At 50.6% G+C, this 22586-nt stretch carries 17 protein-coding genes; 15 read left to right on the plus strand and 2 right to left on the minus strand.

The window, feature by feature from the left end; genetic code table 11:
• Window positions 1-117: 117 nt before the first annotated feature.
• The 10 genes from EGT51_RS02975 (at window position 118) to EGT51_RS03020 (ending at window position 7930) form a co-directional block, all read left to right on the plus strand.
• The gene (locus tag EGT51_RS02975; RefSeq protein WP_135367320.1) at window positions 118-501 is read left to right on the plus strand and encodes a MarR family winged helix-turn-helix transcriptional regulator; all 384 of its coding nucleotides are present in this window, start codon (window positions 118-120) and stop codon (window positions 499-501) included.
• Between the two features lie 150 nt (window positions 502-651).
• Window positions 652-2508, plus strand: a complete 1857-nt coding sequence (locus tag EGT51_RS02980; protein ID WP_135367321.1) for a glycoside hydrolase family protein — start codon at window positions 652-654, stop codon at window positions 2506-2508.
• A gap of 243 nt (window positions 2509-2751) precedes the next feature.
• Entirely contained in the window at window positions 2752-3267 is a 516-nt protein-coding gene (locus EGT51_RS02985) for a hypothetical protein (RefSeq protein WP_135367322.1), read from the plus strand.
• Between the two features lie 27 nt (window positions 3268-3294).
• Complete coding sequence (locus EGT51_RS02990) at window positions 3295-3840, plus strand: hypothetical protein (RefSeq protein WP_135367323.1); 546 nt, start codon at window positions 3295-3297, stop codon at window positions 3838-3840.
• Window positions 3841-3854: 14 nt separating this feature from the next.
• Window positions 3855-4358 (plus strand): hypothetical protein, encoded by a 504-nt coding sequence (locus EGT51_RS02995; RefSeq protein WP_135367324.1) that lies wholly within the window; start codon window positions 3855-3857, stop codon window positions 4356-4358.
• A 59-nt stretch (window positions 4359-4417) separates the two neighbouring features.
• Window positions 4418-4894 (plus strand): hypothetical protein, encoded by a 477-nt coding sequence (locus EGT51_RS03000; protein WP_135367325.1) that lies wholly within the window; start codon window positions 4418-4420, stop codon window positions 4892-4894.
• A 66-nt stretch (window positions 4895-4960) separates the two neighbouring features.
• Window positions 4961-5395 (plus strand): hypothetical protein, encoded by a 435-nt coding sequence (locus EGT51_RS03005; protein WP_135367326.1) that lies wholly within the window; start codon window positions 4961-4963, stop codon window positions 5393-5395.
• A gap of 15 nt (window positions 5396-5410) precedes the next feature.
• Window positions 5411-5875 (plus strand): hypothetical protein, encoded by a 465-nt coding sequence (locus EGT51_RS03010; protein WP_135367327.1) that lies wholly within the window; start codon window positions 5411-5413, stop codon window positions 5873-5875.
• Between the two features lie 82 nt (window positions 5876-5957).
• Window positions 5958-7118, plus strand: coding sequence for a hypothetical protein (locus EGT51_RS03015; protein ID WP_135367328.1), 1161 nt, complete (start codon window positions 5958-5960; stop codon window positions 7116-7118).
• Window positions 7119-7510: 392 nt separating this feature from the next.
• On the plus strand, window positions 7511-7930 hold the full coding sequence (locus tag EGT51_RS03020) for a Spx/MgsR family RNA polymerase-binding regulatory protein (protein ID WP_135367329.1): 420 nt from the start codon (window positions 7511-7513) through the stop codon (window positions 7928-7930).
• Between the two features lie 339 nt (window positions 7931-8269).
• Here the strand turns inward: EGT51_RS03020 and EGT51_RS03025 are convergent, their stop codons facing one another.
• The gene (locus EGT51_RS03025) at window positions 8270-9040 is read right to left on the minus strand and encodes a C40 family peptidase (RefSeq protein ID WP_135367330.1); all 771 of its coding nucleotides are present in this window, start codon (window positions 9038-9040) and stop codon (window positions 8270-8272) included.
• 526 nt (window positions 9041-9566) lie between these two features.
• On the opposite strand from EGT51_RS03025, the gene EGT51_RS03030 reads away from it, so the two are divergent.
• Complete coding sequence (locus EGT51_RS03030) at window positions 9567-10277, plus strand: MIP/aquaporin family protein (RefSeq protein WP_125576384.1); 711 nt, start codon at window positions 9567-9569, stop codon at window positions 10275-10277.
• A 795-nt stretch (window positions 10278-11072) separates the two neighbouring features.
• Here the strand turns inward: EGT51_RS03030 and EGT51_RS03035 are convergent.
• Window positions 11073-11783: a TatD family hydrolase gene (locus EGT51_RS03035; protein ID WP_135367331.1), complete on the minus strand. Its 711-nt coding sequence runs from the start codon at window positions 11781-11783 to the stop codon at window positions 11073-11075.
• A 388-nt stretch (window positions 11784-12171) separates the two neighbouring features.
• Between EGT51_RS03035 and EGT51_RS03040 the strand changes: the two genes are divergently transcribed.
• From EGT51_RS03040 to EGT51_RS03055, 4 genes are all read left to right on the plus strand, one after another.
• Window positions 12172-14379 (plus strand): MucBP domain-containing protein, encoded by a 2208-nt coding sequence (locus EGT51_RS03040; protein WP_135367332.1) that lies wholly within the window; start codon window positions 12172-12174, stop codon window positions 14377-14379.
• 362 nt (window positions 14380-14741) lie between these two features.
• Window positions 14742-17234 carry a MucBP domain-containing protein gene (locus tag EGT51_RS13115; RefSeq protein ID WP_135367333.1) on the plus strand — a complete coding sequence of 831 codons (2493 nt, stop codon included), beginning with the start codon at window positions 14742-14744 and terminating at the stop codon, window positions 17232-17234.
• Between the two features lie 143 nt (window positions 17235-17377).
• A complete protein-coding gene (locus EGT51_RS03050; RefSeq protein ID WP_135367334.1) occupies window positions 17378-19897 on the plus strand; it encodes a MucBP domain-containing protein in 2520 nt (839 codons plus the stop codon).
• 305 nt (window positions 19898-20202) lie between these two features.
• Window positions 20203-22554, plus strand: a complete 2352-nt coding sequence (locus tag EGT51_RS03055; RefSeq protein WP_167850128.1) for a MucBP domain-containing protein — start codon at window positions 20203-20205, stop codon at window positions 22552-22554.
• Window positions 22555-22586 lie beyond the last annotated feature (32 nt).

Genomic DNA, 22586 nt, shown 5'->3' on the forward strand with positions numbered 1-22586 from the left:
ATAAACTACTAATGAATCAGTAACATAAAGACTGAAAATAAGGGCTATAATAAATGGTTAGCGGGTCTGATAAACCCAATGACCCGATGACGCAATGCAGAAAGGAAGAAAGATTAAATGACGCAAACGAACGATTTAAACCAATCCTTGGAATGGTTCTCGCAACTTCAAAAGATCATGCGGCCAGTCACCACGATCAAGACGGAGGAAATTACGATTTCGTTGGAACAATTCAATCTGTTACATGCCATCACGGACCAAAAAGATGAGTTCACGCCAACGAAGTTCGCTGGTCAAATCGGTGTGTCCAAGTCCATGATCTCCGGGCAGATTTCCCGGTTACTGCGGGCTGGTTTAATCGAAAGTATCGCCTCACAAGTCGACCGGCGCCAACACAACCTGAAGTTAACGCCGGATGGTGTCAAGGTTTACACGCAAGTTCGCGGTCAAGTCGTTGAACGATTGAACGGCTTACACGACGATATTGCAAAATTAATGTAAGTTCGCAAGATTAAATTCATATTGAAAATAAGTCCCCTTTACGACTGGAATCTTTCAATCGTGTGACAATTTGGTTAAGATGACCCAACGCTTTCATGTCTTAGCTATAATGGAACATGTGGAAAGAACTTTGGAACTGGAGGGGATTTTTTGAATCTGAGGAAAAAGCTAGGTCTACTGGTAGTCGTTGCGACGGGGGCAACGCTGTTAGGCCTAAGTCCGGCGAACGTGCTGCCGGGACGGACTAGTGGAACCACGGTCGCACAAGCGGCTTCCACGATCAACGCAAAGCACCAGGGGATGGTCGGTGACGCCAAGACGGCGAACAACGACGCTTTGCAAGCAATGATCGACAAGTGGAGCGGGAGTGTCACGATTCACGTGCCAAAGGGAACCTACCTCTTTGACAAGGGTGCCATTAAGTTGCATTCGAACATCACGTTTAAATTTGACAAGGGTGCCGTTTTCCGGATTACGGATGGAAATCGGGTAAACTTTGCTTACCCGAGTCCGGAAGCCGGTTACGATGGTGGGATCAGTAATGTGACCTGGAAGGGCGCAACGTTCCAAGGCGATAACACAGCCAAGGGCCAAAGTGTCTTCACCCAAAGCATTCACCATGCCACCAACGTCAATTTTGATAAATGTGTCTTTGATAACGCCGAATCACCAACTGGCCACTACATCGATATCGATGGGAGCCACAACGTGAACATCACGAACTCCGTATTCACCGGGTTCAACGGCTCGCAAGACTTCAAGGAAGCCATTCAAGTGGATTACTCCAACAAGAAGGCCATGTCTTACAAGAACAAGGGCGACAAGTATGATAACTTACCAAGCTATGACGTGACGGTTGACAACAACCAGTTCTTGCCAGTGTCCAAGAAGTCCGGGCAGGTCTCATCGTATGCGCCGAACCCGATCGGTGAGCACGCTATCTACGGTCACGGGAAAGCCGGCATCATCCATGATGTCCACTTCACCAACAACACGGTCGTCGATCCCAAGCCACTGATGGATGACGGGGTCGCCACGATTCACTTCAAGGGTATTTCCAACCTGTGGATCACCGGCAACCAGTTCATCAACCAACACGTGTTGGGGTCTGGGAACTACATTTACCTGTTGAACTCCGAACCCAATTACACGATGACCAACTTAAACATCACGGACAACACGTTTACCAACGTTAACCCTACCAAGCAGTACGTCTTCTTGGATAGTACGTCCGCGGATAACCCAATGACCGACGTCACCATCACCGGTAACAAGGCCATCACGCAAAAGACTGGCGCCACCTTTGTTAAGGGGAACTTCCCGTTAACGGGCGACACCATCAACATCAGTGATAACAAGATTACCAAGGGCAGCGTCGTGGACACCAACGTCACGTCGCAACAGACCATCACCAACACGACGGTCCACAAGCCATCGTCCAATTCGAACTCAAGCTCCAGCAGTAAGCCGAAGCCGCAGAAGTTGAAGAAGCGTAAGCAAACCAACAAGAGCGAAAAATACGTGGCAGGCTTGGACACGCAACATGCCCAACTCGCAGACAACTTTGACAAGTATTCCTTGTACAATCATATTCGCGGTCACAAGAACTGGAATATCATGAAGTACAATTGGAAGAAGCAAAAGAAGATGCGGGTCTACATCGACATGCGGGCCACGGCCGATACGGGCAAGTGGTACCGGATTCGCTTCAGCAAGAAGTCCACGACCAAGTACTGGATCCGGGCCAAGGCCTTGGTCTTTGATACCTTCACCAATGAAGAATACAGTCGTGATCTGACCTTGATGAAGATCTACCCGGTTTACACCCGGCCATTCGATGATCCACTGTTGGCCAAGCAAAAAGGCACCACGGCCGACATCGCTGAACGGCGCGTTACGATTACGCACCGGGTCAAGCGGACGGATTCCAACGGCAAGGTCACGACTTATTACCAAATGAGTAATGGGTTGTGGACGCGTGCATTGGCGTTCGATTTGGATTCCTAATTTAAGCATCACCCCAGACGCAACTAACGTTTTAAGGACGTTGGCTGCGTCTTTTTGGTGTCCGCAACTTTTTGTGCAGAGTGACTTGCAACTCTGCCAGTCCGAAGAACTGTTATCGGCCGACCGGTTTTGCTATTCTTTGGGAGAGCGATTGTGAAATCGGTTAATTAGCTTGACCGTCAGCTATCGCTTCAAGTAGACAAGAACGGGGCTGGCGTGTGGCCAGTTCGAGGAGGATTACATATGAAAAATGTGAACAAGCGTCTCCGTCAGGTCGGCGTGGTGTTGGTTGCATTGGTTAGCTTGGGAGCGGCGGCACCGGTGACGACGGCGGACGCAGCGGCTAAAACTGTCCCGCAAGCATTGCGTAAAACCTGGTTTGACTGGGGTGGTGAGAGTGGTCTCCATCGTGTCAAGATTACGGCCAAAACGTATACGGATAGTTTCGGCTTGTATCAACACGGGAAGTGGGTCCTTAATGGCACGCAACATACACTTCGGCTGGGGAAAAAGGTTAAGAAAAACAAGACCTTTACGCTGAGTAAGAAACCAGATAAGAAGGGGTTCTACACCTTAAGGGTCAAGTTCACTTATCAAGACGGTAGCCTTCAAGACGGGAATGTGACTAGAAAGATTAAACGCGTCAAGGTAAAGGGCAAAAACCGGTTGAAGATACAGTTGCGCTTTTCAAAGACTGACACCCGCATGGATACTTACATGCCGATAACGAAGAAAATTCTGACGACCACGATGAATTAAGTTAGGTGAAGGGCAGGAAAATCACAAATGAAAAAAACATGGATTGTTGCCGCAACGCTCATGAGTTTTGGCGTTCTCGGCGGATTGGGTCAAACGCAAACGGCGTCAGCGGCTACGAAACTAGGAACGTCGGTGCCGAAGTCTTTGCGAGGAACTTGGTATGACTTGAACAGTCAGATGGGCATCATGCGGGTCAAGATGACTGCTAAGACATATAGCATTTCGACTGGCTTTTTTATTAAAGGTAAGTGGACGCCTAACTGGAATGGCGGTCGGACTTACAAGTTGGGGAAGAAAGTTAAGTTACATAAGACGTTCACAATTTCCGCGAAGAATAATAAGCGAGGATACCGAACAATTACGGTGCGGCACTACAACTATTCTTATGTAAAATCGCAATATAAGTTGACGAAATCCCGTTGGCATCAGACGCAGGTGCTGGATCATAAAGCCAGGGTATACTCAAACAAGGGCCAGTTCGAAACAACTGATTCTTATCCATCGGAACTGGTCCAACATTCAAATCCGGCAAAATACTTCTATGATGAATTTGGTATCGGTAGCGTGGACTAGGGAGGGATAGTAAGATGAAAAACGGCATGCTTTTAGGTGCTAGCTTATTGGCTTTGGCATCATTCGGGATCAGTTTGAGTACGTCAGAACCGGCTCAAGCCGCAACGACAATTCCTAGCAATATGCGGGGAACTTGGTACCTTATTAATGGTGATGAAATGTTAGGATACACTCGTTTAAAAATGACGGCGAAAACTTATGACATTGCGATCGGAACCTTTAAGAAAGGGAAGTTTGTCAAAGTCTGGAACGACAAGAAGCCAGTAAAGCTGGCGAATTCATTGGTTGTGAACAAGACGTTCACGACTGAGAGAAAGGGTAAGAAGCTCATTCTCAAAACGAAGATGGCAGATTGGGGAGTTGTCACGAATACTTATTACATGAAGAAAGGTAATCTCTTTCAACAGTGGGTAAAAGACGATAAGAGAGCTGGAAACATGTATCGAAGCGGTGTATTTGAATTTAAGAAGGTAGCTCATCCAGCGAAAGACTACAAGGCTATTTATCAGAGTAATTAAGCTGGGAGAAATTTTAGCAATGAGGCTATTACCAATTCTTTAAAGAGGAGATTTTAAAAATGAATAAAATGTTCAAATTAGGTGTTACCGCGCTGGTCGCTGTTAGTTTTGGTGGGGTAACGACAACGACGGCGGACGCAGCCACTTGGCATAAGGGCCTGCCAAAAATCATTCGGCACAAGATGTACCGGACTAAGTTTAATCACAAGTATGGCTATCTTGATTACGATTGGTACAAGGGAACGAAGTCCGTGTTGACCACGCATCGTCCGCAAAGTGGCGCAGCGCTGACCATCTCAAATACCAAGTATAAGAAGGTGGGTAAGACTTACGTTGTCAAGGGCGTTGATAAGCTGGCAACGGCGCGGAATAAGTACTCCGGCCACCCTAGTAAGGCGTATGGTTATTACCGAATCAGAAAAGTAAGTCAAAAGAAAATCAAGATTGCTGAGGGGAAAAAGGCTCAAGGCTCCAAGTATGTTACTGTGCAACGCTTCTATCACTATCCTAAGGTAAATGGTCACGCTTGGAAGTAACGAATCTCTTGTACTTATTAGAAGTGTCAGGATTGAATTCTTAATGAAATTAGGGGAAATTGAAAAATGAATAAAGCATTTAAGTTAGGTGTAACAGCCTTAGTCGCCATCAGTTTTGGTGGGTTAACGGCAACGACGGCGGACGCAGCCACTTGGCATAAGGGATTGCCAAAATTTGTGCGGAATAAAAAATTCCGGACCAAGTTTGAGAATAAGTATAAAGAATACACGTGGGCTAGAGGGACCAAGCGTACTTTTTCAATTAAGCATACTCAGGCTGGTATCGACGTTGCTAAGAACGTGAAATACCAAAAGAAGGGCAAGACTTACCTTATCAAAGGTATTTATGTGGATCCTGACGCTAAACGGCACACTTCGTACTATCGCGTTCGGAAAATCAGTAACAAGAAGATTAAGGCCGGTTTTGGTAAGCGTGGAAAATTGATGACAATGACTAAGTTTAAGCACTTCCCACGAGTTAATGGCCAAATCTGGAACTAGAAAGGATTTTCGAAAATGAAAAAGATTATTCCAGCAGTCGCACTGTCAGCGGCATTTCTTGGTATCGGCTTGGCGGCCCCAACGTCTGCGCAAGCCGCTAAGTTGACCACGGTCCCCAAGGACATGCGGAGTGCCTTTGGGAACATGGGGGAGTTGGCCTACCTTAAAAAGTTTACCAAGACGACCTATAATATGGGCGCAATCGTGAAGAGCAAGAAGGGTAACTGGGTGATTCCGAAACGTAATCGCCCACTGAAATTGGCCAAAAAATTGAGTCAAAAGACGTTTACACTCACCACGAAGAACAAGTATGGGTACCGTAAACTACAGACGAAAGATGGCAAGTACGTTTCGACGGAGTACTACAAGCTTAAAGGAAAAGCACTGACGATCAGCGACTCTGCCAATGGTAAGCAGTTTGCTGACGGTTACACGAAGTTACCAACGTTAGCTAGCCGGAGAGCCTTCTTCGGCAAATAAACGATCACCACAAGATGAGCGCCGACTAACCACGCGTTAGCCTGCGTTCACCTTGTCATACATAGAAAGAGGTTTAAGAATCATGATGAAGAGAAAAATCGTCTGGGCCAGCCTGATTGCAGTGTTCGCCCTCGGCGTTGCGGGGTGTGGCAATCACAGCAAATCGACCGCCAGCCACAGCAAGACTAGCCAGTCCACCAAGGTCGCGGACAAGCCCAGCACCAAGAAGACGGTGGCGAAGGTTGAAACGCCAAAGCCATCCGCAATGACGACGCTACTGAAGCCATTGATGGGCAAGAATGCCGAGGACCAAGGCACTCAGGGCGACAAGGGGATGACCTACTCACAGTTCTACTATCGCCAAGGCAACTGGCATTGGCGGGTCACTGCGAAGTCCGGTACCGTGATTGACGCGAAGGTGCTGAGCTTAGGAAAATCGGAATATGGTGAGTCTCAGTTGAAGGTTCAAAAAGGTCATGGCGACAACTTCACCGTCGACCTCAGTCGGCCAGATCAAGGTGCGTACTACTCTGTTAAATCCAAAGCGCTTGATCATACTGCGACCTACCTGATTGGCGATACCGATGGTCATTGGACTGCCGGAGCGCCCTCTGAGTTGACGGGGACTTGGTCAACGCATATTTACTCTGTTTCTGACGGCGATGATCCGTATGAGCGTACCCGTTTCTTTATTAGTTCGGACGGTGTAGGTGGTGAAAGGGATACCTTTACGTCGCGGTACACGGTCGACAAGCTTGGATCCGGTTGGGGAGCTAATGATGAAGCACAGTACCAAAAGCTGGCTGACAACAGTTACCTGTTGAAAACTCACTTACAAGGACGGTTTGTCGATGCTTATCGAGTAGTTTTGAAGAACAATCAGTTGACAGTTGACGATGGTGCCTATCATATGTCTAACATGTATAAAGCATCTGCTAAGCCTGGACAGGCCTTTGGGTCTGATAATAGTCCAGCTAAGAATCTGACATCTGATCAGCTTTACGATTGGATTTTTCGGCATTTGCCAGATTACAACCAAATGAAGCATACTTATAAAAAAGCGGCGTGTTTTCCAAGTACCAAGGATGACCAGGGGCGAGCTGTTGTCAGAGTTATTGACAATGGCCGAAAGGACTTCGCACCGACAATTGGGTTTTTCCGAGTTAGTGCGATGGGTGTCTTAGAAGCACAGAGCGACGGAGGCGATGAATGGTACCCCGTCTCCGACGACCCCGACAATTAAAATCTAAATACTCAAATACAACCCAGCGAAAATACAAATTTTTCGCTGGGTTGTTAAGTTTTCCTTCAAACTTGATTCGCATCAAAGACAGTTTTCCCTGGGAAATGGTACACTGTTTCCAAGCTCGATGGCCATCTTCAAACAATCTTCACGGTTCTGACGTAAAACGGTTGCATTCCCTTGGTAGAGTGTATTGTAAGCCCTTGAAAATGGGTGGCAGACCACCGGATTTTAGCAGAATCTGAAGAAATTGTTAAAAGGTGGCCTAGACCGAGTAAAATGGGTTCCATCATTGCGAATTGTGGTGTACAATGAGAAACATAATTAGCACTCAAGAAATAGAGTGCTAAAACGAGTACCTCATCGAAGATAGACAATTGGAGGGCGATTTTATGATCAAAATGTACTTTCATGCAAAAACCACTGCGGTAACCAAAGCTATGAAATGGCTGGCTAACCACGACGCCATCTTCACCGCACGGGACATTAAAAAACAACCTTTAACCAAGGATGAAATTCTTTACATGCTTTCTTTGACCGAAGAAGGCACCGACGACCTGATTTCAACGCGTTCTAAGGCTTACAAGGCCTTGCCTGCGTCCGTACAAGACATGGGGATGAACGAACTGGTCGATCTCTTACAAAAGAATCCGGGAATCTTAAAGAACCCGATCGTCGTTGACCGCAACAAGTTGGCTACCGGTTTTGACCTGGAAACCATCCGGGAATTCGTACCGGCCTCATACCGGAAGAAGGAACTGGCTAACTTCTTCAAGATTTTAAACGGCGGCAACAAGACGGCCTTGGCCTAAATCAGCATTATAGAAGCTTAAAGCGTACTGCCTAATTGTGGTGGTGCGCTTTTTATGTTGCTCAGCTGGGCCTATTGTGGCATGCGATTCATGACGGTAAAAATAGTTGTCTTCAGCCTCATAAGGCGAACTCCCGGCTACGGTGGTGCGTCTCAATAACAGTCGCTTTAAACCCAGGTGGTAGCTACATTGACGACTAGCCTTTGATTATCACAGTGTTACTGACAATGTCCACCTGGCTGACGCAGGCGCCTGTTTTCGCCAATTTTAGATGTCAGAACACCGTCTTTAGGTACAGAAAAAAGGCTAGAGCCGCAGCCCTAACCTTAGTCGTTTGATTTAGCTTAATGTCGCCGGCCGAGAGTAACCGACCGTGTGCCACCAGGAGACATTGGTAGCTTCGTTGATGACCCCGCGGAGTTGGGCGTCGATCATCTTGTGGTTGCCCTTGTAGATCCCCACGTGGGTGATATTGTTCTTGCTGGTCCCGAAGAAGATCAGGTCGCCGGCTTTGGCGTTAGCCGCGCTGACGTGGGTGTAGGAATCGTACTGGGCCTGTGCTGTCCGCGGCAGCGTTTGCCCCAAGGCCTTGTTGAAGACGTACTTGGTAAAGCCGGAGCAGTCAAATGAGCTGGGACCGTTGGCGCCGTACACGTAAGGCTTGCCTAGTTGCGCCTTGGCCACGCTGTAGAGATCGCTGTACGACCCGGTGCCAGTCGTTGCGGTGCTGGTGTGGGCGTAGTTTTTCTTTTGCAAATACCCGTGCCAGATCCAACCAGAAGCCGTCTTCCGGCCGTTAGTCACGTAGTAGTATAAATACTTCACGCCGTTTTTCTTGATGATGTAGCGCTTCTTGGTGGCGTGCCAGGTGGTGTTGGGGTAGTTTTTCAGGTAGTGGGTCTTCTTGCCAAACGTCATGTTGCTGGCCGTGCCGCCCAAGTTGTAGGTCCAACCGGTCGCACTCTTGCGCGTGTAGGCGGTGTCGGTCATGTTGCTGGTGCTGACAATGGTGTTGGTGGCGTTGGCCTGAGCGGTGGTGCCTTGGCTCAGTACGGGTACTAGCGCGGCGGCAAAGGCCACGGCGAAACTAATCTTTTGTAATGTCTTCATGTTGGTCTCCATCCCTCATATGTAAATTGTTTAATTGCTGCTTTCCACAATTACTAAGATAACCGTTGGGGGTTACAGAACCATTACGACAGAAAATCATTGCGATTACCGTTCTGTGGGCGGCCGTAATATTACAAGGGTTGGATGGATTGGACCGGGGAAAGACCTTTGTTGGGTGGAAATGGGGTGCGTTACGCGACACCGAGACTGTGCCTCAGCGCCCTGGTCCAGTAAATGGTCAGGCGGCCAACCCCGCACCGTGTCGCCACAGACGGGGACTAGTTGTCATGGTGGCGCCACCGTCAAAGCGCTGTTGGTTGACCACACGGCCACGGGTCCCGCTGAGTTCTCGTCGGCCAGAGGTTAGTTTCCATAACAAACTTTGACAGAATCACCCCCAAATTCTCATATTAAAATCATAATCTGTAACCGTTATCATTTCTGTATCTACAATCATTACAGAATGTGATAGACTATGACTAGCTCTTATTTAATCCATTACATATTTAAGAGGACGGTGTTTTACATGAGTGGTTTTATCGGTGAATTTTTTGGAACTCTGATTCTGATTCTACTAGGGGTCGGGACCATGGCGAGTGTTAACTTGAACAAAGCGTATGCCAAAGGGGCCAACTGGACCTACGTCTGCGTGGCCTGGGGGATGGCGGTCACGATGGGCGTTTACGTGGCCGGCCTATTGGGCTCGCAAGGCCATTTGAACCCGGCCGTGACGATTGGGTTCGCGGTATTTGGCTACTTCCCATGGGCTGACGTCGTTCCCTATTTGCTGGGCCAATTCTTAGGCGCCTTCGTCGGGGCAGCGCTGGTTGTTATCCATTATTATCCCCATTTTCAAGCGTCACCTGACGAAGCCAACGGCAATCACGTGGGCATCTTCGCCACGAAGCCAGCCGTTAAGAATCCGGTCTTTAATTTCCTCTCTGAAACGATTGCCACTTGGGCCTTCGTCTTCATTCTCCTGAACCTGGGCAACTTTACGGCCGGGTTGAAGCCATTTATCGTCGGCATGGTCATCATGGTCGTCGGTATGGGCCTGGGGTCGACCACGGGATTCGCCTTGAACCCGGCGCGTGACTGGGGTCCGCGGTTGGCGTACACCATCTTGCCGATTCCCCACAAGGGCGGCGCGGAATGGAACTATGCTTGGGTACCAATGGTCGGGCCACTGGTTGGGGGCATCTTAGCTGCCGGCCTGCAATTCTGGATTACCTACTAATTTTAAAAGCTTAATGGATGGATGAAGAGCTAAAAACCGCGGGTGCTGAAACTGAGCACCCGCGGTTTTCTTTAGCTTCTAAAGGTTGAAAGACGGAAATCAGCTGGAACTACTGTTAGCATGCGATTCATGGCGACAAAAATAGTCGTTTTCAGCCTCACAATGCAAACTGGCCGCCTACCGTTCGCCAAATATGGGTTGGAACGCTGGGGACGGGGTAATCTGTCCGACGCCTCGCTTTGAGCTGTAGCTCACGTCTCAAAATGGCCTCATAGTCGAAACGTGCGCCAACAGGCAACTGGTTCCGCTTAACACTGCTAGGCAAATAATCCAGAACCAGGATTATCCGCCTAGCGCCGTTAATGCTCGCCAGTTAACCGCCTGTCGTCACACTCTTTTAAAGCGGCTGGACCCATATTTGGCGAACTCTCGGCTAAGGTAGTGCGTGTTAATACCAGTCGTCTTAGCCCCAGGCAGTAGCTGCATTGACGACTAGTCTTTCCTTAACACAGTGTTGCTGATAGCTGTCAATCTTGCCGGAGGCAGCTAGGGTGGAGCCAGCTGTGTCGGCGGTGTTGGCTGAGGTTTTTTCTCAGCCTACAGCGCGGGACGACTTGAGAGACTGGCCGTTTTTGCCAGGCTTTCAAGCGAGGCGGAAGACCGCTCCTCAGGCTGGAGCCGTTCCCCAGAGCAGGCGGAACCCTGGCTGACGCAGGCGCCTGGTTTCACCAATTTTAGGTGTCAGAACACTGTCGTTGCAGCAATCAGCGCGTTAATTTCACTTTCAACCTTCAGTTAGCTTAAAAAGCGTTGTAAGTTCTGGTAAACCTGCGCCTCCAAATCGACTGGGGCCAGGCCGCGGAGGTTGGCGACGATGCGGAGGCTTTGTTTCAGGATCGCTGGGTAGTCGGTCACCTGCACGGGGCGGTGTTGGGCCCACGCCACGGCAGACAGGCCGTCCGTTTCAATCAGTAGGCGGTTCAACGGAATCGTTTTCGCCAGTTGGGTGACTGCGGGATCGGTCAAGACGTCCGGGCCAATCGTGAAGTAACAGTCCAAGCGAATATAATCGGCTTGATATTCCGGCGAGGCGTACCAGTGGACCAGATAACGGTTGGGGTATTTGCGAATGGCCGTCAATACCGCGCGCTCGCAGCCCTTGGTGTGCAGGATCACCGGCTTGCGGTGGTCGTGGGCAAAGTGCAGCTGGGCTTCAAACAAGCGTGCCTGTTCCAACAGGTTGACGTCGGTCCAAACGCTGTCCATGCCAATCTCGCCAATCAGCTGGGTCGCCTCCAAATAGGGCGTGACCTCGGCCCAGTGCAGCGTAGTGGCCGCCCAGGGGTGAATGCCAAAGCTCAGGGGCTGGTGATCGCCCACTAGGCTGCGGTTGGTCTCCCATTCGGTCGGAGATTGACAATTGATGACGGCCAAAATGTGCTCGTCGCGCTGTAGGGCCGCCAGTTCAGCGCTACCATCCAAATGACAATGGGCATCACATAACATTTACTCGCCTCCTTGGGATCACCGCTAGTGTAGCATGGTTGGCTCGGCAGGCCTAGTGAACCGCTGAGTTGGCGGGGAGAACTTACTAAGTAGTCCCGGCGTCAAAGGTAACAATTTTGGCGGTTTGTAAGGTCACTTATTTAAGTAAAGACTGTCCAGTCTGGGGAGTCTGGTTAAAATATTTCCGAGGCTAAATATGATTTTTTGTCTAATTAAATATAACTTAATTAATAGAAGTGCCAATTTAGTACACTATCTTATTAGTTGCGTACAATCATAATTGGTAGTTAAACTAGTTATGCTGTATACTTACTATAATGAGTCAATAGTCATCAGATGACCATAGTTGTGACACCCTAAGCGTAATCCCGACGAAGGAGGAAATATCGTGTTCAATTTAACTGATGAGAAACGGCATTATAAGATGTATAAAAAAGGGAAACAGTGGCTGTTCGCGGGAATCGTGACGGCGACGCTGGCGTGCGGGGGTGTGGTGACGGCATCTGCGGCGACGGAAACGCCGGACGGTACGCCGACGTCGGCCGAGAACGTGGATGGTAGTGAGCCAGAAGAGACCGTTACGCTGCACAACGCAGCCCCGACGACGAACGAAGCGGCGATTACGCCGACTGACGACGCCGCGGACGAAGTGACGGAGGAGTCGGCTGAGTCCGTTGAAAAGCCGGTGGTGCCCGTAATTGCGTCGGCTGATGAGGACCAGCCAGAACCAGCAGTTGCCCCAGACGAATTGGATAAACCGGATGAAGCGGAGAAAGTGGAAGCGCCGGCAACTAGCCACCCAAAGCCGACGTCCCCGAAAGTACCAACGCCAGACCAAAAAGAAGCGGTCGACCCAGTTGAAAAACGGGTGGCACCAGCACCTAAAATCGCTGCCCCAGCTGCAATGACGGCCAATTTGGCAGCGGTTTCTGCCGCGCCGGTCGTCGACAATTTTATCGATCAGTGGCTGCCGAACCAAACGTTACAAAATGAAGTGTTGCGGCAGCTACAGGGGCTGAGCGCACAGGCCGCCAACGGTCGTCATTGGGACAGCGTAGCGGACATTACCCAAGACGACCTGGCGTTGATCACCTCGCTGTCAATCTCCGGTGGGGGCAGCTTCCCCGACACCTACATTGATGGCACGACGTCGTTTTCACTGAAGGGGCTGGAGCACGCCGTTAACCTGAAGTCCATTCATTTCTCGGCGTCACAAAATACGTCGACAATGGTCTTCGGTGACATCACGGACATTAGCCCGTTGGCAGGACTGAAGCAGCTAGAGTACGTGGATCTGTCGGGAAACCGCATCAGCGACCTCACGCCGTTGGCTGGCCTAACGAACATCAAGGAACTCTACCTGGCTTATAACCAAATTACCGACTTCTCCGTGCTGGCGGGGCGGCAATTCGACCGCCTAACCACGGATTGGCAGTACATCATCTTACCCCCGATTCGGGTGAATAGCCGGACCCGAACGGCCGATATTTCGCAATTGTACGTGGACCGGGACGGCCAGGTGGTTACCTGGAGTTCGGGAAATAGCTTTACGATGCCGTACCGGGTCGTTGGTAATGGGCAGAGCGTTAAGAAACTGTTTTACCGGGGAATGAATGGAGCGCCCAAGAAAAATGCTGATGGCAGTCTGACGTTTACCGGTATTTACGATCAGGAGCCCGGGCCGACAACGACCAGCTCGAGCTATACGGTTGAACCCCAGAAAAACAAGTATTTCTTGATTGGTCAAATTAGTGAAAATAGTGGCAAGCACGTTTTGGCCGCAATCTTCCAGCCTTATGAAATCGCCGACGAAGCCGCAACCGTGACCGTCCATTATCAAGATGAGGCGGGGAAGGCCTTGCGCGATGACGAGGTGCTGCCGATGGGACTGGTGGGCGATAGCTACGAAACGCAGGCTAGAGAAATCGCGGGTTACCAGCTGAAGACGGTGCCGGAAAACGCCACGGGCCTTTACGGGGTGGACCCTATCGATGTGGTCTACGTTTACGAAAAAACGGCGCCAGTTCAGCCACCAGTCGTGACCCCCGTCGCGGAGATTAAGGTGACGGTCCATTACCAATTGGCGGATGGCACGCCGGTTGCGGGCGACACCAGCTTCACGGGGAAGGCCGGCGAAGCGTATACGACGACGCCGCTGGACTTGAGTGACCAGGGCTTAGAATTGATTGGCACCCCAGCGAACGCGAGTGGTACGCTGGGCAAGGTGGACATTGCGGTGGTCTACGTTTATCAAGCCAAGGCTACTCCGGATGAAGACGGGGCGTCAGGCGATGAACTGGCCGATGATGCTGTGGATATGACCGGCGATGACACGGTCAACGAGGCGGGTATGGGGGCCGACATTGCCATCGACCGCCCACAGGAAGAATCTGAACCACAAGTCACGCCGGTTGCCCAACCGGCCCGGACTCAGGTCCAACCGGCTGCTAAACAACTGGCGCAGAAACAGAATCAATCGGTTCAAGCAACACTCCCGCAGACCGACGAAGCTCAACTCTCGGCTAAAGTGGGCTGGCTAGCGCTGACAACGCTGGTGGCCAGTCTGGGTGTCGGTTGGCCGCGAAAATGGCATTAAAATTTCAATAAGACTCGTTTGGTTGAAAAACTAAGCGGGTCTTTTTTCTACACACTTTTAAAACTGTAACATAAAATATTTTGGGAATATTTCAGCGGAACATGTGAAATGGTTAAAACGTCTTACTAGCGATGAATACTGGTATAACGGGAATGAAATCACGAACTAATTAGGGGTATCAGTTAATTGAATTAACACAAAGATGGCCAATCCGTTTTATATGTTGACTGGATTTTTCTGACAAAAGACACTATAATGAAACTTGTAAAGGGCATACATCGTTGGGGATGAGAAATGCCCGAATAAACTCGTAATTATGCGGAATTAAGACGTCAATAACATGTTTTAGAGGGGTGTTATTTATGTTTAATGGGATGAATACGAAAGAGCATTATAAGATGTACAAGAAAGGGAAGGCCTGGGTCTTCGCGGGTATCGTGACCGCCACCTTGGCTTTGGGCGTCGCTGGGGGACCCACGGCCCATGCGGATACCACGGGGGCCGCGGAATCTGATCAGGAGAGTGAATCCGGCCAGAGCGCTACGCCAGCCAAGACGGCGACCTTGTCGTCGACGACCAAACAAGTATCTACGGGAAATGAGACGGAAGATCCGTCAACAGATGACGCCACTACTAGTGAAACTACGACCACGGGCGAACAGGATCAAACGCCAGCGGCTGCCAAGACAGATACTGTCGAAGCACCGACTGCCAAAACCACGACTGAGACGCCGGCTAAGCCAGAAACGCCAGTGAAATCAGCGACACCAACGCCAACGCCTGAGACGCCAACGCCTACCAAAGATGTAACCGCCACCATCACAAAACCGGTCACGAAGGTCACCACGGCTGTGACACCAAATATGCGGATCAAGGCGCCAACGCGCACAAAGATGATGCACACCGCTCGGGCCATGGCGCCAGCTGCGCCGACCACCCCAGCACCAACGGCAACGGCAGCAGTGACCGCCGCAACGCCGGTGACTGAAGCGGATGAGTCGATTGATCAGTGGATGCCGAATAAGAAACTACAAGCGGAGGTTTTGCGTACTTTAAACCAAGTAGCTCCGAATGGAAAGACTTGGGCCAGTGCTGAAGATATTACGAAGCAGGATATGCTATATTTGACTGGTTTATATGGCAAGGGCACGACTTGGATTGACGCCAATACACCATATTCGCTAGAAGGACTACAGTATGCAACTAACCTTACGACGATTGTCTTTAATGGACTTGCGCAAGCGCAGGATGCGTTATCACCGATATATGCAGGAATTACTGATATCTCTCCTTTGGCAAACTTAACCAAACTTCAGACGGTTTGGCTTGAATGTAATTCAATTTCAGATGTGACACCGCTGGCTAATTTGAAAAATTTGACTAGTCTTCAGCTGGAATACAATAAAATTTCGGACTTTTCATCTTTGAATCCGAGTCAATATACCATGTTTGATTATCATTCACAGTTTATTTTGTTACCAGGTGTTTATGTCTCTAATACGACGCGAACTGCTGAAATGCCATTTAAAGCTTATTTGCCTGGAGGGAAATTGGCACAGCTTAATCCAGACGGGGGCTCAATTTATGTTCCGGCCGTATATATTACACCAGATACTGAGAAGTTCTGGGCCTTTTTCCGGGGTGGAGATGCAACGGAAAAAGATGGCGGTTTAGTTTACACCAACTTGAGAGATAACGGTTATCTTAACATGACTGAATATGATGGCAAACAAATCATTCCAAATCAATTGGCGTATTATATGACCGGTACCTATATGTATGATGATAGCTTTCCTTTATTCGTTGTCGTACAGCCCTACCAGATTAACGACGATGCAGCACCAGTTACTGCCGAATACGTTGACGAACAAGGGACAAAGCTACAAGCGGATACCATTCTCAATGGTGTCGTCGGGAATGGCTATAAGATTGATGCGCCGACGATTTCTGGCTATACACTAACCGCCACCCCAGCCAACGCTACGGGGATTTTTTCCGATACCCCACAAACGGTCACCTTCGTTTATAAGGAAGCCACGTCTACGGTGACGGTTCACTATCAAGACGACCAGGGGGCAACGATTAAGCCCGATGACGTTAACACGGGTAAGGTGGGTGACGCCTACACGATTGACCACCCAGCTATTTCCGGCTACACCTACAAGGAAACGGTCGGCGATGCGGCGGGTAACTATGCGGATACCCCAACTGAAGTGACCTTCATTTACACCAAGGACAGCACCGTCACACCGCCAACCAATCCAGAACAAACGATCACAGTCACGGTTCACTATCAAACGGCCGATGGCACGCAGGTCGCACCGGACGTGGTCATCACTGGGAAGACCGGGGATGCCTATACGACTAGTCCGGCGACGAACGTTTTGGATGGTTACGAACTGGTTTCCACGCCGGCCAATGCCACTGGGACCATGGGCGACAGCGACATCACGGTGACCTACCTATACACCAACACCGGTGACGGCGACCAGGTTAACCCTGAACCAGGGACCCCAACCACGCCGACGAAACCAACCAAGCCAACGACTGAACCGGATATGGTCACGCCAACTAAGCCAACGCCATCGGCTAAGCCACAACCCGTTACGGGCGGCCAAGCGGACACGGTTTCACCAGCCGGTAAACGGACGCCGGCCACTCAAAGCGGACAACAGGGTGCGGCCGCAACGGTTGCATTAGCCGCTACAGCTACGAAGCAACCAGCCACGCCGGCTACGGCTACCAAGACGACGTTACCACAGACGGATGAACAATCAACTTCACCACTGTGGGGGCTAGCGTTGTTAGGCGGTTTGTTAGGACTCGTCGGTTTCAAACGGCGGAAGCGGAATTAAGAACAGCAAACAATGCACCAGCTAGAAATGGTTGGCGCATTGTTTATCGCCCGATGTTAATAGTGTTGAAGGTTATTCGGAAATAAGTTTCATGGGCGAAGATAGTTGATCAATCATGCGGAAAAGTTTAAGGAGTGAGATCAGTGTTTAAGCAGTGCGAAAGTCAAGAACATTACAAGATGTACAAGAAGGGCAAGACCTGGGTCTTTGCCGCAATCGTCACGACCACGTTGGCCTTGGGCGTCGCCGGGGGGCAGACGGCCAAGGCGGACACAGCGCCAGCGACTGATAATCAAACGGCCGACACTGGCAGCCAAAGCGCAACGCCAGCCAAGGCGGTCACGCTGACGTCAGCTACGAAAAACGACACGGGGACCACGACGCCGCCAGCCGGTACTGGTGCAGACGTGGAGACGTCAGCGACTGAGAATAAGCCGCAATCAGATGCCACGACAACTAAGCCGACGACGCAACCCAGCACGCCGGCAACCAAGACAGCTGAGACTACGCCCGCGGAAACTACGGCTACGGAAACCTCAACCACCACGACCCCAACCAAAGTGGAAGCGGCAACTACGCCCGCGGCACCCGTTACCAAGAAAGCCGTAACCAGGGTGACCACGGCCGTGACGCCAGACATGCAGATCAAGGCGCCGACCCAGAAGAAGATGCGACACACGGCCCGGATGCTGGCACCGGCTGCGCCTAAGGTGGCCACGGCCGCGGTGACGACGGCCGTAACGGCAACTTCACCGGTGACAACTGCTGACGAGTCGATCGACCAGTGGATGCCGAATAAAACGCTGCAACAGGCGGTGTTGGGCACTTTCCAAAGCCCGATTACTACTGGCAATCAGGCGGTCGTAGATTCCGGGAAGACCTGGAATAGCGTGGCCGACATTACCCAGGCGGATATGGGCCTGTTGACGTATTTTAGTATTCCAAGTATGGGATTGTCCACGTACATTGACGGGAAGAGCTCGTTTTCACTTGAAGGCTTGCAATATGCCGTTAACTTGCAGACCCTAAACGTTTCGAACAATATGAATTGGGCGCCGTACTCATTTCGTGGTGATGTCACTGACTTAACACCGTTGAAGGACTTACAGAATTTGAAGTGGTTAGAACTCACCGCTAATCGTGTTTCGGATATCACACCAGTGACGGGGTTGAAGAACTTAAAGGAGCTCTATTTTGCGCAGAATATCGTGTCTGACTTTTCGTCGTTGAATTTAGCGCAATATACGGATTGCCGATTTATCCAACAATTCGTAGAAAAAAAGCTGGTTTACATCCCGAAGACCGGGAGCTACGTCATGGACAACCCAGTGAAGGCACCACAAGGAGTGACCTTCACAACCAGTACGGTTCTCAGACTGGGCGTCCCTTTGTCTGCCGTGGCGTCCACTGGCAATCCAACGCCCACTGTCCGTATTTTTTGGAACGGTGCTGATGCGGTGACACTGGCTGGCAATCAGCTGAGTTTTAGCGGTATTAAGGACCAAATCATGCCTGGGGGGACTGAAAATCCGTTTGATTATCTCTACCCAAACTTGGTTCAAGAGGACTACTCCTATTTCTTAGTCACGCTGTTTGACGCGACTGTTAAGGGTGTCGCGGATACGCAGGTGATGATGGTCATGCCGTACCTTAAAGCGGACGCGGCCAAAGATGTGACTGTCAATTACGTCGACGAGGCGGGTAAGGCCTTGACGGATCCGGACACATTGACGGGCTTTGTGGGTGAGGCATATACCGCTACGCCTAAGGAGCTGCCGGGCTATGTCCTGACGACTACGCCAGCCAATGCCACGGGGACCTTCTCCGATACCGCTCAGACGGTCACCTTCGTTTACAAGGAAGCCACGGCTACAGTGACGGTTCACTATCAAGACGACCAGGGCAAGACAATCAAGCCCGATGACACGGTGACGGGCCAAATTGGCGAGGCGTACACGATTGACCACCCCGCCATTGCCGGATACACCTACAAGGAAACGGTCGGGAACGCTACGGGGACTTACGAGGAGACGCCAGCTGAGGTGACCTTCATTTACACCAAGGACGCCGTGACGCCGCCAGTCACGCCGACGCAAACGATTACCGTGACGGTCCATCACCAAACGGCAGACGGCACGCAGGTGGCTCCAGACGTGATCATCACGGGACAGGCTGGCGACACGTACACGACCAGTCCGGCCGCCAACATTCCAGTAGGCTATGAGCTGGTCACCACCCCGGCCAACGCTACCGGGACCATGGGCGACAGCGATATTGTTGTGACCTACCTCTACGCCAAGACTGAAACGGATGGGGATGGTGACCAAGTCGCTCCCGAACCGGATAAACCAACGACGCCAACGAAGCCGACGAAACCCGCGACCGAGCCAGATCAGGTGACCCCGGCCAAACCGGTGACGCCTGCCACGGGCGGCCAGGCTGACCAAGTGACGGTCGGTCGGCGGACACCAGGCAAGAACGGTGCGGCTACGACGGTTGATTTAGCGGCTAAGCCGGGTGCGACAGCCACCCAGCCGGATACCGAGGCTAAGACCACGCTGCCACAGACGGATGAACACTCAACTTCACCACTGTGGGGGCTAGCAGTTCTGGGGTCCTTGCTGGGACTGGTTGGCATCAAGGCAAGACGAAAGAACCATTAGACCACTCAAAGGAGCCGACGCTGATCGGCTCCTTTTTGTTACGGATTTTAGTGATAGTAACTATGAAAAACAAATTGTTTCTCGAACTGTTTCACGGCATTGTTTTATTTATGAATCGTATCATATCACCGCTTACATTTGATTTGCATGATAATTCAAAAAATGATGTATGTCCTAAACAGTCATGGGGTGTGGATTTAATGTTAGTTTGCTAATATAATGAACTCAAGTAATCAATCTCACAAATATCTATGGCGACTATCATCAGCGAATCATGCGGGTTCAATACTTAGGGAGTGAAGATGATGTTTAAGCAGTGCGATGCGTCGGAACATTATAAGATGTACAAGAAGGGGAAGGCGTGGGTCTTTACGGGGATTCTCACGACCTTTTGCCTGGTTACGGTTGGCGGGACTGAGGTCGTTCATGCGGATACGCTTGGGGATGCGGCGCCAAGTAGTAGCCAGCCAGCAGCTAATGAAGCGAAAACTACTCAGCAAGTGGTGCTAAAATCCAGCGAGACGCCAGCCACAACGATATCTGAAATCAAGGATTCAGATCAGGATACGGAATCATCAGAACCGGCAGCGCCAGAGTCGGATACGCAACCAGCAGAGAATCAGAAATCAGAAACTCCCAATTCGGCCACGCCGGACACAGCCAATGCTGAAACGCCAGCTAACAAAACACCGGATTCAGATGAACCGGCGGCACCCGATGCTAAACAGCCTGCTGACCCTGCCGATAATGCGGATGATCAGGAGACTTTTGATCAGGCGGATGAGCAGAAAACTGGCAATAATCAAATCAATGGGCTTCAAGGCAATGGCCAAATGACACCACCGCAACGGATGAAGAAACTGCGGCTGGCGGCATCACCTACACCTCAGCCCGTCGTAGCGGTGCCAGAGGACGAATCCGTGGCAGTGACAGCGGACCAGTCGATTGATGAGTGGATGCCGAACAAGCGGCTACAACAAGCAATTTTGAACACCTTACAGTCTACTAGCCTGGCCAATCCGATGGTGATTGCTTCAGGTAAGACTTGGTCCAGTGTCAATGACATTACGCAAGACGATATGGCCTTATTATCCCATTTCAGTATCCAAGAAAACATCATGTCCACGTACATCGATGGCAAGAATTCCTTTTCCCTCGAAGGGCTACAGTATGCCGTTAATCTGACTTACTTGGACTTGAAAGGCAATACGTTTTTTGTTTGGGGCACGACTTTGGGCAATTATTCAGGGCCATCGCCTGATGGTGGTCATTACTTTGGCGATATTACAGATATTTCACCGTTGCGGTCGCTGACAAAGCTGGAATTCTTACAACTAGCGTTGAACCGGATTACCGATGTGACGCCGATTGCTGACTTGAAAAATTTAGTCACACTGCAGATGCCATATAACTGTGTCTCTGATTTTTCTTCGTTGAATTATGCACAGTATACCGATAGGATGACATTTGACCACCAATTAATCATTCATGATCCAATTATCGTCGATGGCAAGACTCGGACAGCGACGACGCCGATTACGATTAAATGGCCGCAAAACTTCAACTCAGAGACGATGGCCAATAAAGGTTATGGCTGGATGTACGATACACAAACCGCTATTTATAGTTTCGAATCGGCCGGGGTGGGGACACCGGATGGTAATGGTCATGTGGTTTACACCGGCATTCCTGATCAGGTCATGCCAGGCTCTACAGCAACGGTTTTTAGTGGTTATAAGACCACGCAGTTGCCGTATAAATATTATCTATCACAAGTTTATTTCGACAAGGACAGCAATGGTGAAGAAGGCGTGCAATATTTCTCGGATTACACCCCTTATACTATCGGCGAAGAGGCTCAGCCGGTGACGGTTCACTATCAAGATACTGCAGGAAAGGCCATTGCGGATGATCTGGTATTGGCTGCCGGTCTAGTGGGAGAGCAATACACGACCACACCGCTAGCTATCACAGGGTACACGTTGACCACGCCCCCGGATAACGCGAGTGGTGTTTACGGCGATACGCCGATTGACATCATTTATGTTTACACCAAAGACGCCGTGACGCCGCCAGTCACGCCGACGCAAACGATTACCGTGACGGTCCACCACCAAACGGCAGACGGCACGCAGGTGGTCCCAGACGTGATCATCACAGGAAAGGCTGGCGATACGTACACGACCAGTCCGGCCGTCAACATTCCGGCAGGCTACGAGCTGGTCACTACCCCGGCCAACGCTACCGGGACTATGGGTGACAGCGATATTTCAGTGACTTACATCTACGCCAAGACTGATGGGGATGGCAACTTGATTACGCCTGAACCAGACAAGCCAACCAAGCCGACGAAACCCACAACGCCTACGACCGAACCAGATCAGGTGACGCCGGCCAAATCAGCGACACCCGCCCAGCAACAACCGGGCAAGGGCGGACAAGCAAATCGGGTTACAACCGGTCGTGCGCCAGTAGGTACAGCACAATCGGGAGCGACGCCGACGGTTAACTTAGCAACAGCCGCGCAAGCGACGCCCACAACGACAACTCAGACGACCTTGCCACAGACGGATGAACGCACCGTTTCACCACTGTGGGGCCTGGCGCTACTCGGCGGATTGTTAGGCCTAGTCGGTCTCCGCAGAAAACAACACTAACAGCATTAAAATGGGCTAGTCATCAAGTGGAC

The organism is Levilactobacillus suantsaiihabitans (genome assembly GCF_004745505.1).
GTDB lineage: Bacteria > Bacillota > Bacilli > Lactobacillales > Lactobacillaceae > Levilactobacillus > Levilactobacillus suantsaiihabitans.